This window comes from Actinotignum urinale DSM 15805, from assembly GCF_000420445.1.
GTDB classification, from domain to species: domain Bacteria; phylum Actinomycetota; class Actinomycetes; order Actinomycetales; family Actinomycetaceae; genus Actinotignum; species Actinotignum urinale.
In genome coordinates, this window is record NZ_ATUY01000004.1 from 86,631 (window position 1) to 102,083 (window position 15,453).

Genomic DNA, 15,453 nt, shown 5'->3' on the forward strand with positions numbered 1-15,453 from the left:
ATAAAAGTCCATGCCAAGAGAAAAGAACACAGATATTTATGTGGCTGAACTTCTGCGTGAAGCAGAGATCAAAGCGACTGCAGAAATCAGCGGCATTAAAGATATTGATGAAGCGTTAAAAACAGCGTCCAAACGTGGCACGGGAAAACTCGGTAGCCCGGAGTTTATTGCGCAAGTGAAAGACTTTGTGCTGATTATCGAAGATAAACGAGATACCAATTTTCATATCAAATGGAATGAGGATCAGAGTACTTTGGATCGCTCGGTGGATGCGACGGTAAATTACGCTGTCAATGGGGCAGTTCACTATGGCGAACACGTTGCCAAACATACACCTTTTAAGAAGATTTTTGCCGTCGGGGTTTCCGGTGATGAGGTTCACCACCTGATCCAGCCGGTTTTTTGTGATGGAAAAACCATCTCGATTCTCGATCCAGTTGAAACTTTCATCAATTTCAATGAGCAAAACATCGACGCTTATTATAACGAGCAGGTGAAAGGTATTCGTGCCGATGAGGAACTGGAACTGGAAGAGATCGTCAAACTCGCTGCCGAGCTGCATGAATATCTGCGCGACTATGCACAGCTTGGCGAAACCGAAAAGCCCCTGGTAGTCTCGGCGCTTCTTTTGGCATTGCAAGATCCCAGCTTCAAATTGGATGATCTGATCGGCGATGAGGTCAAAACGGATGGAGATATTGTCTGGGAAGCTCTCTCAAACCACTTAAAACGTATCCGGGTAAAACCCGATGTAAAACGTGAGATGATTCTGGATCAATTCACCATTATCAAGAACAGACAGTCACTCAATAAAAAGCGCGATGACTTGGGTATGACACCGCTTAAGTACTTTGGCATTTACCTACAGAAAAATATCCTGCAAGCGCTGCGTGCGAATGTAAAAGAAGATATCCTCGGACGCTTCTATTCTGAGTTTATGAGTTACTCCGGCGGTGACGGGCAGTCTCTCGGCGTTGTACTCACACCGAGCCATATTTGCGAACTCTTTTGTGACTTGCTGGATGTGAAACCGACCGACACTCTATTCGATCCCTGTACGGGAACGTCCAGCTTCCTCATCGCTGGAATGCACAGGATGCTCAAAAATGCGAAGGACGAACACCAGCGAAGCGAAATCAAGGAAAAGCAAATCCACGGCATCGAGTTGCGTGAAGACATGTTCACCATCGCTACAACTAACATGATTTTACGTGGAGACGGCAGATCAAACTTGGAATGCGACGACTTCTTTAATCGCTCCGCAGAAGAAATCCAGCGAACCATTGCGCCCAGCGTCGGCATGATGAATCCGCCGTACTCGCAAGGGAAAAATGATGCCACATCCAAGTTGCGAGAGATCTCCTTTGTGGAACACCTTTTAGATTGCATGGCCGAAGGCGGACGGGTGGCGGTCATCGTTCCGCAATCCACCATGATTGGCAAAAACGGTGAAGATAAAAAGACGAAGCGGCGCATCTTAAAAAATCACACGCTGGAAGCCGTGATTACCTTGAATAAAAACACCTTTTACCGCGTCGGTGTAAATCCCAGTATTGCTGTCTTTACGGCTCATAAACCACAGCCCAAAGATCGGTTGGTGAAGTTTTTTAATTTTGAAGATGACGGTTTCGTGGTACGAAAACACGTCGGACTGGTGGAGACAGAGACCGCCAAGGATAAAAAACAGCGCCTGCTGGATTGCTTCCGGGGAAAACGGGAAGCTCCGACCAAGTTCATGGTGGAAACCACTATTGAAGCGGATGATGAATGGCTGCACTCTTTCTACTACTTTAATGACGAGATCCCGACGGAGAAAGATTTTCAGAAAACCATCGCAGATTACCTGACCTTCGAGTTCGACATGATCACTCACGGAAGAGGCTACCTCTTCGAGGAGGTGAGCACATGCTGAGCTTGCAGGATAGAGAATGGAAGAACTTTTTTATCGAAGATGAGCTTACAATTAAGTCTGGGAAGCGACTCACAAAAGCTGATATGAAACCAGGCAAGATACCGTTTGTTGGCGCGTCTGATTCCAATAATGGAATTACGGCGTTTGTATCTAATGAAAACGAGAGCACTGATCAGAACATCCTTGGCGTTAATTATAACGGCAGTGTTGTAGAAACTTTTTATCATCCTTATAAAGCCACTTTTTCTGATGACGTGAAGCGTATTGGTATCAAAAAAACTGATTCGAACGACAAATATACACTTCTTTTTCTTAAGCAGTGCATTTTGCAACAAAAATCAAAATATGCATACGGATACAAATTCAATGCTGAACGAATGAAAAGACAAAAAATCCTTCTCCCCATCACTCTCGATGGTGTACCCGATTGGCAATTCATGTCTGACTACATGAAGGAGCAGGAAAAACGCATGCTGGAGAAAGTCCTGCCCTACTTCAAGGATCGACTACTGGATGACTTGCTTGCTTTAGGCGCCATGCCTGACACCACATGGGGAGGCGTTAGACTGGGCGATCTTTTTAACATCACTATTGGGAAGACGCTGGACGGCAACAAAATTGACAAAGAGAATGGTCGCATTCCTTATGTCACGCGCAAAGAGACGAACAACGGTGTTGACGGATTTACCGAAGGACATGATGAGGCTTATCTTTGGGATAAAGTACCTGTCATTACCATCGGCAATGAGACGGCAAAACCCTTTGTGCAGACCACACCATTTTATACGGGAACAAAGGTCAACATCTTGTCGCCGAAGCGAGCACTTTCCGCCGGAGCTTTAAAATTTATTGCCCGCTGCTTTGAATCGAATCGCGAGAGGTATTCCTACTCCTATACGGCAAACTCCACGCGTCTTGCCGAACAGCGCATCATGCTTCCTCTTACGGACAGCGGAGCACTGAACCATGCTTACATGGAGCAGACCATCGCAAAACTTGAATCAGATTCCTTGTCATATGTTACAGAAATTATGCAAAATCGGTATGAAAAACTGGTATCGTGCATAAACATTCAGGGGGGGGGGTACTGACCGATAGAGATTGGAAGGCTTTCGGGTACGAAGAGATGTTCAAAAACATAGGTCGCGGAAAGCGATTAAAGAAAGACGATCATATAATAGGAAAGATGCCTTACGTTTCCTCTACTGCTCAGAACAACGGTGTTGATGGTTTCGTCGGCAACGATGAAAAAGTGCGTGTGTATCAGAACTGCTTAACAGTAGCAAATAGTGGATCTGTAGGAACAGCTTTTTATCAGCCATTTGAATTTGTAGCAAGTGATCACGTGACAGCATTAGGAAATAGCAAATTGAATGAATATAGCTATCAATTTTTAGCAACATTAGTTTCTCGTTTGCAAGAAAAATACAGCTTTAATCGGGAAATTAATGACGAACGAATTCGTAGAGAGCAAATACTTCTCCCGGTTTCCTTGGACGGTGATCCAGACTGGCAATTTATGTCAGATTATATGCGGGCACAGGAGGCTTTGCAGATTTTGAATGCACTGAAACGATGAGCAATCTGAACCTTTTAACGATTCCTTAAACAATTTAACGATTCCCTAAACCTTTTAACGATTACTCGCTCAGGGGTACGAAAATCGGAAACAGGCACACCAACATGAGGTACAGAAAAGCTCTAAAATCATACAAAAACTGCCACGAAAAGCAGCAGAGGAAGTTCTGCAGAAAGGCGAAAATCCCTGTAAATCAAGGGATTTCGAGGATAAACACATGACTTACGCACCAGCGTTAAATTGTATCAAATACAGTGTCGGAATAGATTCTGCCTATGGTACGGGTGGTTTGCAACGCCGTGTGGCGGTGTTGAATAGTGGTGTGTTGGCTGGTGTGACTCTTGTGGTGGGTTCTGTGTTGGTTATGCCGATTTCTATGATTGCTTCTGGTGATAATAGTGTTGTTGCCGGTGTGGATGAATACGCGAAGTAAAAAGAAGGCTTCGGGCGATTCGAATAATTCTGGTGATGTAGGTATGGGCGATAGTGATGGCGTAAGTGGTGATGTGGATGATTCTGATGTGAGTTCTCGGGTTGCGTCCTTGTTAATGGCGATATGATTGTATATGCTATTTACACAAAAGATTCTGTGCCGAGTCCGAATCCAACTCCAAATCCTCCTACGCCGGAATTGAAGCCGCAGCCTGAGACACCAGCTCCTAAGCCGCAGCCTGAAAAGCGTATTGGTATGCTTCCTAAAACAGGCGAATCAGCATCGTTTGCAGGCTTGCTCGCAGCAGTGCTTGGCTTCTCGATTGTGGGACTTGCAATTTTTCGTAAGAAGAAAATGATGGAAGAAAACAATAAGTAGGCACTGCTTGTTTTAAGTAACTAGCATTGTTTATTGAAAGGTGGCTCGAGCTATATGTTAGAGCCATCTTTTTGTATGTAATCTTGTGAGTGTTATTTGAGATAAGCTTTCTTATTTCAATAAGAAATAATATGTTGCTCCGAGCTAAGGTTTCAGGATTCCTATAAATAGTTTCAGAGTTCAAGGGCAAGTTTTCATTGTATCCACCACGTGATGAAACTAAACAAGTTGTTACTAATCGCGTAAGAACGACCTTAATCATAACATTAATATCATTATACCATAGTTTGAAAAAATAAAAGATTATATTTCATCTACGTTTCATAAAAGGTGCGTAGATTGAAAGTAGCTATGAAATGCTATTGTGTCAAAAATAAAGTAGGAATGATTTATGAGAATTGAAAATTGAGAATTGCAATTATCTGGAGTGTATCAGATGTGGACGATGTAAAAAGGCTTGTCCAGTGGATGCAATTAGTTGTGGAGTAAGAAAATAGAGAGGAGTAGTTAGGAAAGTGATAAAAAATGCGACAGCATATGTTTTAAGAAAAAAGAATAGAACGGTGATAGTTTTTATTATTTTGACAGTAGTTCTTTCATGTTTATACGCTTGTCTGAATATTTTGAAATCAGGAGCCAGTTTGGAGAAGTCTTTATATAAATCTTCTAATTCATCTTCAACCATAGCCAGAAAAGATAGGCAGGGATATTTTGACAAAAATGAGTTAAAAGGTATAAACGATATAAAGGAAATTGAAGAGATAATTACTCAATATGAAGGCTTGGCAAGATTGTCAAATACCAATGCAGTTGACAGCGGACAACAAATTACCAGAGATGATATTCCAAGCTATTTAAAAAATATTGTATCAATACAAGCTACAAGCAATGTAAAAAGAAATGTTTTGTTTAATAGTGGAGTTTTTACAATAAAAGAGGGAAGAAATATTGAAAAAAATGATAAAAATAAGATATTAGTTCATGAGGAGTTTGTCGAAAAAAATAAATTAAAATTAAGCGATAAAATTAATTTAGAATTTGTGAATCCAAATCAAAATGATAAAAGTAATAAGCAAACTGAATTTGAAATTGTTGGAATTTTTTCGGGAAAGAAACAGGAGACACAAACAGGATTGTCTTCAGACTTGACTGAAAATATGATGTTTACGGATTATGATTCAGCACAAAAGGCTTTGAATCTTGAAGGAAATAAACTACTTGTAAATAAGATGCCATTCTTTACAAGTACTCCTGAAAAGATGGACGAGGCAATAAATAAAGTTAAAAAGATTAATGTAGATTGGGAAAAAACTTATACTGTTGATAAGGGTTCAAACTCATTTAAAGAAGCTTTAGAGTCATTGAGCGGCGTTAAACACATAATAAAAATAATGACTTTTGCAATTATGATTGGTGGTTCTGTAGTCCTTTCATTGATATTGATCTTATGGTTAAGAGAAAGGATTTATGAAATCGGAATTTTGTTATCCATAGGGGTAAGTAAATTAAAAATTATAGGTCAATTCATAGTGGAATTAATATTTATATCTATTCCTGCATTGTTCGTATCATTGATATTTGGAAATTTGGTAGTAAATCAAATTATTGGAGGATTGATTAGTTCCGAGGATACTACATCAATTACATCTAATTTTATAAGTAGCGGATACAATACAAACGGTTTAATAACTTTTGCACAAAGTTATGGGGCCTTGGCGCTAATTATACTTTTATCGGTAGTCTTTGCATCAGGATTGATTTTAATAAAGAAACCGAAAGAAATTTTATCACAAATTAGCTAGGAAGAAATAAATGAACACTTTAGAAATTAAAAATGTAACATATAGTTATGCGAATTCAAAAGAAAAAGTTTTATCATTAATAAATCAAGGATTTGAACTTGGCAAATTTTATGCGATTATCGGTAAATCAGGAACGGGAAAGTCAACTTTACTTTCACTATTAGCGGGATTGGATAAGCCAAATAGCGGAGAAATTTTGTTCAATAACGAAAATATAGAAAAAGCAGGTTACAGTAATCATAGAAAGAATAATATATCTTTAGTATTCCAAAACTATAATCTTATAGATTATCTATCACCATTAGAAAATATCAGATTGGTAAATAGTAAAGCCTCTGAAGATATCTTACTTGAATTGGGACTTGATAGAACTCAAGTTAGAAGAAATGTAATGAAACTATCAGGTGGACAACAACAAAGAGTTGCTATTGCAAGAGCTTTAGTATCAGAAGCACCTGTTATTTTGGCAGACGAACCTACAGGCAACCTGGATGAAACTACTGCAGGAGAAATAATAGAAGTATTGAAAAAACTTGCAAAAGAGAGAAATAAATGCGTAATAGTAGTAACTCATAGTAAAGAAGTTGCAAGTGCAGCCGACACAATACTTAAGCTTAATAATAAGAGATTAAAAGAAGTAGCAAAAAGTAATTAGGGGGTAAGTAATGTTTAAAAATGCTTTTGCGTACGTAACCAGAAAGAGTTTAAAATCATTAATCATACTTTCAATTATCTTATCAATGTCAGTTCTTAGCTTGATAAGTTTATCTATGAAAGATGCTACAAATAAGGCGTCAAAAGAAACTTTTGGAAATATTTCAAACAGTTTTACAATGGAAATAAATAGAAGAGTAAATCAAGGAACTCCCAGAGGTGGCGGTAATGTAAGAGGTCAAGATATCAAGAAAATTGTTGATTCAGGACATGTAGATAATTTTGTTAAGAGAATCAACAGTGTTGCCAACCTTGATGACAATTTAGATATAGTTCAAGCACCGGGAGTTGCTCAAAATGAATCTGCCGAAAGAGCTAAAAACTTCAAAAGAGCAGTTATGTTAACAGGTGTAAACAGTTCTCAAAAAGAAACAAAATTTGTTTCCGGAGCATATAAATTAGTTGAAGGTGAACATTTAAACAGCGAAGATAAAAACAAAATTTTAATGCATAAAGACTTAGCTGCAAAAAATAATTTAAAAGTTGGGGATAAGATTAAATTAAAATCCAATTTATATGATGCAGATAATGAAAAGAGAGCAAATGAAACTGTAGAAGTAGAAATTAAGGGTCTTTTTGATGGACATGGTGAAGGCGGAGTAACTTATTCACAAGAACTTTATGAAAATACTTTAATTACAGGTGTTCATACAGCCGCCAAACTTTATGGAAATACTGAAGATACAGCAACTTACCAAGATGCAACATTTTTTGTAAAAGGGAATAGAAATGTAGATCAAGTAATAAAAGATCTTCAAAAACTCGATATTAACTGGAGCTCATATAATTTAATTAAGAGTTCTTCAAACTTCCCTGCATTACAAGAATCAATTTCAGGTATATATTCAATTGCAAATCAATTATTTGCAGGTTCTCTAATATTTGCAGGTTTAGTAGTTACACTATTATTATTCCTGTGGATGAATGCCAGAAAGAAAGAAATTGCAGTATTGTTATCAGTAGGAATTTCTAAAACTAAGATATTCGGACAATTTGCCATTGAATTACTTTTCGTTGCAATACCGGCATTCATAGGTTCGTATTTCCTAGCCGAATATACAGGAAATTTGCTTGGAAACAGTATTTTACAAAACGTTACGGGAAGTATTGCAAAACAAATTGCTAGACAGTCAGCATCAACTAAATTAGGAGGCGGAGCTGAAGTTGACGGATTTAATAAGACATTAACAAGTTTAGATGTCAGCATTAATCCAAAAGCCTTTCTTTATGTAGTATTGTTCATGTCAATTGTGCTTGCAATTGCATTGGTAATATCTTCTTCAAATATTTTAAGAAAGAAACCAAAAGAATTATTAATTGATACAAATTAGTTTTTATCATAGGGGGTACTTCGTAATACTCTAATACGATAGCAAAAATTATCGGTGTATATACATCGATAATTTTTGTTTTTTGGAAAAATAGTATTAGTAATTTTTTATATAAAAGGTGGGCTTATGAGAATATTAGTTGTCGAAGACGATCAAATTATCAGAGATGGAATCTGTGAGTATTTATCTGCATTCGGTTATGACATTATTGAAGCGAAAGACGGACAGGAAGCCTTAATAAAATTTAATGACAATGAGATTAATTTAGTAATTTTAGATATACAAATTCCTTTCATAAACGGGTTGGAAGTCTTAAAAGAAATCAGAAAAAAAAGTAATTTGCCTGTGTTGATGCTTACAGCATTTAATGATGAGGAATATAAGATAAATGCTTTTTCAAGTTTGGCGGACGGTTATATGGAAAAGCCGTTTTCACTACCTGTCTTAAAAGTCAGGATAGATTCTTTAATTAAAAGGCATTACGAAAGTCATGAGAAACTTGAATATAACAATACTGAAGTTAATTTCACAAGTTATACAGCCAAGTACAACGGCAAGGATGTGGATATAAATGCAAAAGAACTTGAGGTATTGAAATATTTATTGGAAAACGAAGGACATGCTTTGACCAGAGCACAGATAATAGATAATGTGTGGAAAGAAACGGATGAAATTCCTTTTGACAGGGTTATAGATGTCTATATAAAAAAGTTGAGAAAAAAACTTGGTTTGGATTGTATTGTAACAATCAGAAATGTTGGTTATAAATTGGACAGAAAATGAAGAATTTAAAAATATTTCCAAAAATGTTTTTGCAGACATTCGGAATTCTCGGAACTGTAATTGTATTAATACATTTATTGGTGTATTTTATTTTTCCGATAACTTATTTAGAGACGAGAAAGCAGGAACTTTATTCAAAAGCCGATGAAATCTCAAATAATATTAAGGGAAAAGATTTAAAATTTGTAGAACAGTCTTTGGAGTTTTTTTCTAAAAATAGCGATATAAAGGCGGTAATAAAAGGAGAAAACAGAGACGGTGAAGTACAAATAGGTGATAACATCAACGTAAATACAAAGAGTGGAGATAATTCTTTAATCATTGAAGAAAAAGAAGTAGAATTGAAGAACGGTAAAAAAATCTCCGTACAATACATCTCTACTGCAGACATGAAAAAGAATGCCAAAGAACTCAGCTTTAAATTCTTGCCATATTCATTGGCTGTATCTTTTATTTTTTCAATCATAGTTTCGCTTATTTATGCAAAGGCGATAACTAACAATATAAAAGAAATAAAAAATGCTACTAAAAAAATGATGCATTTGGATAGAACAGCCTATTTAAAAATTAATTCTACAAATGAAGTTGGAGAATTAAAGGAACAGATTAATGATTTGTATAGCACTCTGCTAAAGCTGATAGACGATTTAGAGCTTAAAAACGAAGAAATAGTAAAATTAGAAAAATTAAAATATGATTTCTTTAGGGGAACATCTCATGAATTAAAAACTCCTCTTGCAAGTTTAAAAATAATATTGGAAAATATGAAATACAATATCGGAAAATATAAGAATAGAGATTTATATATCGAAAATTGTATTGACATAGTCGATCATTTGACAAGAAGTATTTCACAGATGCTGTCAGTTTCTTCCTTTGAACATTTGAAAAATGATGAAGAAATAATAGTTGTTAATGATATATTAGAAGATGTCTTGAAGCAATATATCTTACTTGCAAATAACAGAAATATAAAAGTCAACAATAATCTGAAAAATGAAAAAATCTATATAGGAATGACTGCACTTAAAATTGTACTGTCCAATTTAATAAACAATGCAGTTAAATATTCCGATGAAAATGGTGTAATTAACATTGGAAAAAAAGATGATTGGTTATATATAGAGAATTCATACGGTAACAATAAAATTTCGAATATGGATAAAATATTTGATGTTAAATTTGATTTAAATAAGGAAAATAGCAATGGATTAGGATTATATATAGTAAGTAATATTCTGAATAATTACAATATAGAATATGAAGCATTGCAGGATGAAGAATTCTTTATCTTTAAGATAAAATGCCTTCTTAAACAAGATATAATTTTGCAATAATTATTGAAAAATAGAGACTTATTATTAGCCATGGAAGTAAAGGCTTTTTTCTTATTGAAAGTGAACAGAAAATAATTGATGCAAGAAAACAGGATTTGAACACGCTAATAAAAATATTGTTAGTAAAACTATACGAGTTAGTCTTTTCGGATGCAGAGATTGTTTAAATATTTGATCGAATAGAAACTCAAAAAGTTTAATAAAACTCAATTATATAAGCAGTAGATGAATATGATGGTTATTTAGATTATTGATACAATGGAGGAAATAAATGTGGAAGCATCTAAATGTTCAATGTTAGAAATATTTAGAATTCAATATATTCCTCTTTTTTATAATATGTATAGTAGATGATTGTTTCCGGTGTGGATGAATACGCGAGGTAAAAAGAAGGCTTCGGGTGATTCGGATAATTCTGGTGATGCAGGTATGGGCGATAGTGATGGCGTAAGTGGTGATGTGGATGATTCTGATGTGAGTTCTCGGGTCGTGTCCTTGTTGGGGGAGTTGAGTGTTCCTGTAGGGCGACGTGTCACGACGTTGTCTGGCGGGGAGTGTCAAAGGACGGCGTTGGCGCGCGCATTAGTCAATGATCCGGAGATTATTATCCTCGGATAACACGGTTATTGTCGTCGTAAAAAGTAATTAGCGCGTAGGTTTAGGTTAACGCGTGCCCGAAGCCGTAACAAAATCAATAAGTTCTTCCATTCGCCCCAAAAGAGCAGGTTCAATATCTTTATAGCTTTGAACTTTACTGAGAATCCTAGCCCAAGCTTTGCCAATATCCTCCGGCGTATGATGTGGCCACCCCATACGCTTGAGCGTCCCCACCTTAATATCTTCACCGAGAGGAACCGTAGGCCAGGCGCGCAAGCCAAGACAAGCCGGTTTTACCGCCTGCCACACATCAACATAGGGATGCCCGAGAACAAGCACGCCCTCACCGGCAACGCTCTGAGCAATCCGTGATTCCTTCGAACCCGGAACAAGATGATCCACAAGAACACCGGCACGGCAAGAATTCGAGGGATGAAAATCGGCAAGAACTTGCGGAAGATTATCTACGCCCAAAAGCTCTTCCACCACAACACCTTCCAAAGCTAAATCCTCACCCCACACTTTTTGAATAAGCTCAGCATCATGCTTACCCTCCACCCAAATACGTGAAGCCTTCGCAACACGAGCACGATGCTCAACATGGAAAGAACCCGAAGCCGTGACTTTACGGCGTTGAGGCGCGTTAACAGAAACGGGCGGAAGAATATTAACGGGCACACCCTCAATCCAATAGCCTTTACCCAACGGAAAAGAACGCCGAACCCCGCCACGTCCTTCCAACTCCATCTGCCATTTCCCGGCAACGCGCCCAAAACTCATCACTTCACCCACAAAACCGGATTGAACATCCTCAATAAGTAGGCCCTGGGCAATATGAATATCTCGTGATTGACGCCGCCGATCGTAAGGGTCATGCGTTAACACATCATTACCGTAAAAATCGAACACGCGGACTCCTTATATTTCGCTCTTGGTGTGTATGCAGTACGAGACAAGCTTAGACGTTTACACTAGAAGAGTCATAGAATTAGCACTCAGGGTATGTGAGTGCTGAACTTCGTCCGTTTATCGTCGTCGTACAACCACCACAAACGGGTGACGGCGAAACAGAAGGTCAAGAACTTCAAGATTTCCACACAGAAAGGGGGAAAGATGGCAGCGAAGGAACGCAGAGCGCGCGTCCTTGAAGCCATTGTGCGTGATTACGTGACAACACGTGAACCTGTGGGGTCGAAAACACTGGTGGAACGCTACAATTTGGGCGTTTCCCCAGCAACCGTTCGTAACGATATGGCCATCCTTGAAGCCGCCGGATATATTACGCAACCACACACCTCCGCCGGACGTATTCCCACCGATGCAGGATATCGTGCCTATGTGGATACCTTGCCCGAATTAACGCCACTCAAACGCGCGGAGAAACTTGCGATTCAACGTTTTCTTGCCGAATCTCTCGATTTAGATGACGCCCTGGCGCGGGCCGGCAGGCTCCTTTCTCAGCTCACCCACCAAGTTGCGGTGATCCAATATCCTTCCCTGGAAAAAGTGCGTTTGCGGCATATGGACGTTATTTCCTTGGCTCCCGGGCGTGCGCTCCTCGTTCTCATTACCAGCGTTGGACGTGTGGAACAGCGGTTGTTGCGTGTTTTCCCCGAGGTGTGTTTCGACGATATCGAGGACATGCTTCGCGAAATTAATATGCGAGGGGCGGGGGAGCCTCTACGGGAGCTAGCGCTGGTGATAGCGGATATTGCGAGGAGACACACGGTAGAACGCCATGACAATATCGATGCAGGGACTCAGGAACGCCGCGCGCCGGATGTAGCCCATATTGCCAGCCAAATTGCGACGGCGGTTGAGGACTGTGTGAAAGACGATGCTGAGGAACGCATAACGCTCACGGGAACAGCGAACCTTTCCCGGCACGCCGTTGACTTTGCTCATTCAATCGCGCCGGTGCTGGACGCTCTGGAAGAGCAGGTGGTTATTTTACGTCTCCTCTCCGATATGCATAGTCGCACCGCTGTCACCATCGGTTCTGAAAATGAGCACGAGAATCTCAGCGAGGCCTCTGTTATCTCAACCGTTTATTCAGATTCCGGGCACGGAGTGGCGCGTATCGGTATTGTGGGGCCAACGCGCATGGACTACGCGGCGAATATTGCTGCCACACAGGCGGTATCCAATTATTTATCGGGACTGTTGTCCTCAACATAATGCAGGTGCCAATAATGAATAGAGTCCGCGCAATACCTCACCACCCCGAAAATATGCTCTCGTATTGCACTATCCACATATTTTTACGATTGTTGTCACCATAACGTCGTTATGTGAGGAAAAGTGTTGTGCTCTCACCATATCTTTGTAGAATATGGTGAATGTGCCAGATTTGTTGGCAGATGGATTGATGTGCCACACATTGATTCGCTACCCAATCCGTTCATTTGTCCATTAACTAGTGAAAGAGTAAGAACCCGCCTTGGCTGATTACTATGAAACACTTGGCGTTGCGAAAGACGCAAGCCAACAAGAAATCCGGAAAGCCTACCTGAAGCTTTCGCGCAAACTCCACCCCGATCACGCCGGCCCAGAAGCTGAAGAACAGTATAAAGCAGTGAATGAAGCCTACACGGTTCTCAGCAATGAAGAAACCCGCAGAAAATACGATATGGGTGGGCCAAGCATGGGCATGGGTGGCCCGGGCGGATTCGGCTTCGACATGGGAGATATTTTCTCCAGTTTCTTTGGTGGCTCGATGGGTGGCGGAGGCCCGGTACCCCGCGGAGAACGCGGTAAGGACATTCTCATTCGTCTCAGCATCACCTTAGAAGAAGCCGTTTTTGGGACGACGAAAGAGCTGACAGAAACCTTCTTTGTTCGTTGTGCGACATGTACCGGCAATGGTTGCACTCCCGGAACCTCGCCCGTAACCTGCCACAACTGCCAGGGGCAAGGAAGCGTTCAGCGCGTGACGAATTCTCTCTTTGGGCAAATGGTTACTCACGCGCCCTGCCCAACGTGCGAAGGGCATGGAACCGTGATCGCCAGCCCGTGTAAGGCATGTCGCGGGCAAGGGCGCACCCGCGAAGAAAAAACTCTTAGCGTCAAGATTCCAGCCGGTGTAGATACAGGGATGCGTGTGCGCCTGGCTGGTAGAGGAGACGCGGGAAGCTTCGGAGCGCCAGAAGGCGATGTCTACGTGGAAATTCAGGTTGCCGAGCATCCTATTTTCCATCGTGTGGGCGATGAGCTTCAGGGCGAGATCCAAATTCCTATGACGAGTGCAGCTCTCGGCACAACCGCAACAATCCCCACCCTCGATGGCGATAAAGAGATAACAATCCCCACCGGAACATCATCCGGCTATACGCTAACCCTCAAGGGCCTTGGCGCCACGCAGGTTAATGGGCGTGGACGCGGGGACATGAAAATACGAGTCGCCGTAAAAACCCCAACAAACCTCGATGATCGCCAGGAAAAGCTGTTGCGCGAACTAGCGGAGCTTCGCGGTGAAACCGTCTCCGATGTGGTGCTTACGGAAGAAAAACCGGGCTTTTTTGAAAAAATGCGTGAGAAGTTCAAGTAAATAATGGACGAGCGCACAGTGTGGATGGGAGCCGAGATAATGGGTCGGAAAAATTGGGGTGCAAGGTGACACTTCCACTTTTCTTTACGACGACGGCGGCTTGTGCGGGCAGGCCCGCACAAGCCGGGAGCCAGCTTACCCTTGACGGAGATGAAGCACGTCATGCGGTGAATGCTCGCAGGATTACTGTTGGTGAACACGTCCTTCTATCCGATGGTGCCGGTTTCTGGGCTGAATGCGAAGTAACACATACAGAAAAAAAGCTCCTTGAAGCACGTGTTGTTCATAGCGGAAAAGACCAGAAACCTCACCCATCCATTACGATTGTTCAAGCTCTCGCAAAGGGAGGAAGAGATGAACAGGCGGTAGAAACCTGCACGGAATTCGGCGCCATGCGTTTCATTCCCTGGCAGTCCTCACGCAGTATTGCGTCGTGGAAAGGTAAAGAGCACAAGGGTAAGGCTCGCTGGGAGGCAACTGCGAAGGCCGCGGCGAAACAAGCCCGTCGTACATTCATCCCGCGTGTTGAGAACGTAGTCTCAACACGCGGCCTACCCGCTCTTCTCGATCACCACACGATATTTATATGCCACGAAGAGGCACAGCTCAAACTTGCCCACATCCCCTTTTCTGCCCTTTTTGCCGAGTCTTCACAAGAACAACCCGCGCAGATAGCCATTATTGTTGGTCCTGAAGGCGGAATTTCCCCCGAAGAGCTCGATTTCTTCACGCAGGCGGGAGCCACCCCGGTTCTATTAGGCAACCATGTTTTGCGTAGTGCAACCGCAGGAGCTTACGCAATAGCAACAATTTTTTCACGTATAGACAACAACACAACAGATAATGGGGTGCAAAAGACAGCGAAACCCGAAACAACCGCAACATCACAACGCGCATACCACACAACAGACACTAACGCGGTGGCATGTTCGCATATAGGCTCGGATCAACACGAAACCACCACACATCAAACACACAGCGATACAGAAGATTGCGAACTGGTAACTTATCGCAACAATCCAGGTAAACGGCTACGATAG

General features: G+C 40.9%; 17 protein-coding genes. 16 read left to right on the forward strand and 1 reads right to left on the reverse strand.

The annotated features are described in order from the left end of the window. The first annotated feature begins 10 nt into the window (after positions 1 to 10). The 13 genes from G445_RS0104250 to G445_RS0104300 all read left to right on the forward strand — a co-directional run bounded on the left by G445_RS0104250 (position 11) and on the right by G445_RS0104300 (position 10,887). Positions 11 to 1,912, forward strand: a complete 1,902-nt coding sequence (locus G445_RS0104250; RefSeq protein WP_022866313.1) for an HsdM family class I SAM-dependent methyltransferase — start codon at positions 11 to 13, stop codon at positions 1,910 to 1,912. Then, positions 1,906 to 3,003, forward strand: coding sequence for a restriction endonuclease subunit S (locus G445_RS11660; RefSeq protein WP_019133498.1), 1,098 nt, complete (start codon positions 1,906 to 1,908; stop codon positions 3,001 to 3,003). The genes G445_RS0104250 and G445_RS11660 overlap by 7 nt, the downstream gene beginning before the upstream one ends. Continuing rightward, positions 2,973 to 3,491 carry a restriction endonuclease subunit S gene (locus tag G445_RS09675; protein ID WP_084676481.1) on the forward strand — a complete coding sequence of 173 codons (519 nt, stop codon included), beginning with the start codon at positions 2,973 to 2,975 and terminating at the stop codon, positions 3,489 to 3,491. The genes G445_RS11660 and G445_RS09675 overlap by 31 nt, the downstream gene beginning before the upstream one ends. A gap of 217 nt (positions 3,492 to 3,708) precedes the next feature. Further along, on the forward strand, positions 3,709 to 3,924 hold the full coding sequence (locus tag G445_RS0104265; protein ID WP_022866315.1) for a hypothetical protein: 216 nt from the start codon (positions 3,709 to 3,711) through the stop codon (positions 3,922 to 3,924). Continuing rightward, complete coding sequence (locus tag G445_RS11470) at positions 3,908 to 4,051, forward strand: hypothetical protein (RefSeq protein WP_156825546.1); 144 nt, start codon at positions 3,908 to 3,910, stop codon at positions 4,049 to 4,051. The genes G445_RS0104265 and G445_RS11470 overlap by 17 nt, the downstream gene beginning before the upstream one ends. Further along, entirely contained in the window at positions 4,048 to 4,302 is a 255-nt protein-coding gene (locus tag G445_RS0104270; RefSeq protein ID WP_022866316.1) for an LPXTG cell wall anchor domain-containing protein, read from the forward strand. Before G445_RS11470 ends, G445_RS0104270 begins: the two co-directional genes overlap by 4 nt. 398 nt (positions 4,303 to 4,700) lie before the next feature. Beyond that, the gene (locus G445_RS12060; RefSeq protein ID WP_084676474.1) at positions 4,701 to 4,799 is read left to right on the forward strand and encodes a 4Fe-4S binding protein; all 99 of its coding nucleotides are present in this window, start codon (positions 4,701 to 4,703) and stop codon (positions 4,797 to 4,799) included. An 18-nt stretch (positions 4,800 to 4,817) separates the two neighbouring features. Continuing rightward, positions 4,818 to 6,104, forward strand: coding sequence for an ABC transporter permease (locus tag G445_RS0104275; RefSeq protein WP_022866317.1), 1,287 nt, complete (start codon positions 4,818 to 4,820; stop codon positions 6,102 to 6,104). A 10-nt stretch (positions 6,105 to 6,114) separates the two neighbouring features. Next, positions 6,115 to 6,759, forward strand: coding sequence for an ABC transporter ATP-binding protein (locus G445_RS0104280; protein ID WP_022866318.1), 645 nt, complete (start codon positions 6,115 to 6,117; stop codon positions 6,757 to 6,759). A gap of 10 nt (positions 6,760 to 6,769) precedes the next feature. Then, positions 6,770 to 8,149 carry an ABC transporter permease gene (locus G445_RS0104285; protein ID WP_022866319.1) on the forward strand — a complete coding sequence of 460 codons (1,380 nt, stop codon included), beginning with the start codon at positions 6,770 to 6,772 and terminating at the stop codon, positions 8,147 to 8,149. A 126-nt stretch (positions 8,150 to 8,275) separates the two neighbouring features. After that, the gene (locus tag G445_RS0104290) at positions 8,276 to 8,932 is read left to right on the forward strand and encodes a response regulator transcription factor (protein ID WP_022866320.1); all 657 of its coding nucleotides are present in this window, start codon (positions 8,276 to 8,278) and stop codon (positions 8,930 to 8,932) included. After that, positions 8,929 to 10,269: a HAMP domain-containing sensor histidine kinase gene (locus G445_RS0104295; RefSeq protein ID WP_022866321.1), complete on the forward strand. Its 1,341-nt coding sequence runs from the start codon at positions 8,929 to 8,931 to the stop codon at positions 10,267 to 10,269. The genes G445_RS0104290 and G445_RS0104295 overlap by 4 nt, the downstream gene beginning before the upstream one ends. A gap of 369 nt (positions 10,270 to 10,638) precedes the next feature. Beyond that, on the forward strand, positions 10,639 to 10,887 hold the full coding sequence (locus G445_RS0104300) for an ATP-binding cassette domain-containing protein (RefSeq protein WP_156825547.1): 249 nt from the start codon (positions 10,639 to 10,641) through the stop codon (positions 10,885 to 10,887). Between the two features lie 45 nt (positions 10,888 to 10,932). Here the strand turns inward: G445_RS0104300 and G445_RS0104305 are convergent, their stop codons facing one another. After that, on the reverse strand, positions 10,933 to 11,775 hold the full coding sequence (locus tag G445_RS0104305; protein WP_022866323.1) for a DUF3097 family protein: 843 nt from the start codon (positions 11,773 to 11,775) through the stop codon (positions 10,933 to 10,935). Between the two features lie 99 nt (positions 11,776 to 11,874). Here G445_RS0104305 and hrcA point away from each other — a divergent pair, with 99 nt between their 5' ends. The 3 genes from hrcA (at position 11,875) to G445_RS09680 (ending at position 15,453) form a co-directional block, all read left to right on the forward strand. Then, the gene (gene hrcA, locus G445_RS0104310) at positions 11,875 to 13,044 is read left to right on the forward strand and encodes a heat-inducible transcriptional repressor HrcA (protein ID WP_306718302.1); all 1,170 of its coding nucleotides are present in this window, start codon (positions 11,875 to 11,877) and stop codon (positions 13,042 to 13,044) included. 262 nt (positions 13,045 to 13,306) lie between these two features. Next, positions 13,307 to 14,413 (forward strand): molecular chaperone DnaJ, encoded by a 1,107-nt coding sequence (gene dnaJ, locus G445_RS0104315; RefSeq protein ID WP_022866325.1) that lies wholly within the window; start codon positions 13,307 to 13,309, stop codon positions 14,411 to 14,413. Between the two features lie 65 nt (positions 14,414 to 14,478). Continuing rightward, positions 14,479 to 15,453: a 16S rRNA (uracil(1498)-N(3))-methyltransferase gene (locus G445_RS09680; RefSeq protein WP_022866326.1), complete on the forward strand. Its 975-nt coding sequence runs from the start codon at positions 14,479 to 14,481 to the stop codon at positions 15,451 to 15,453.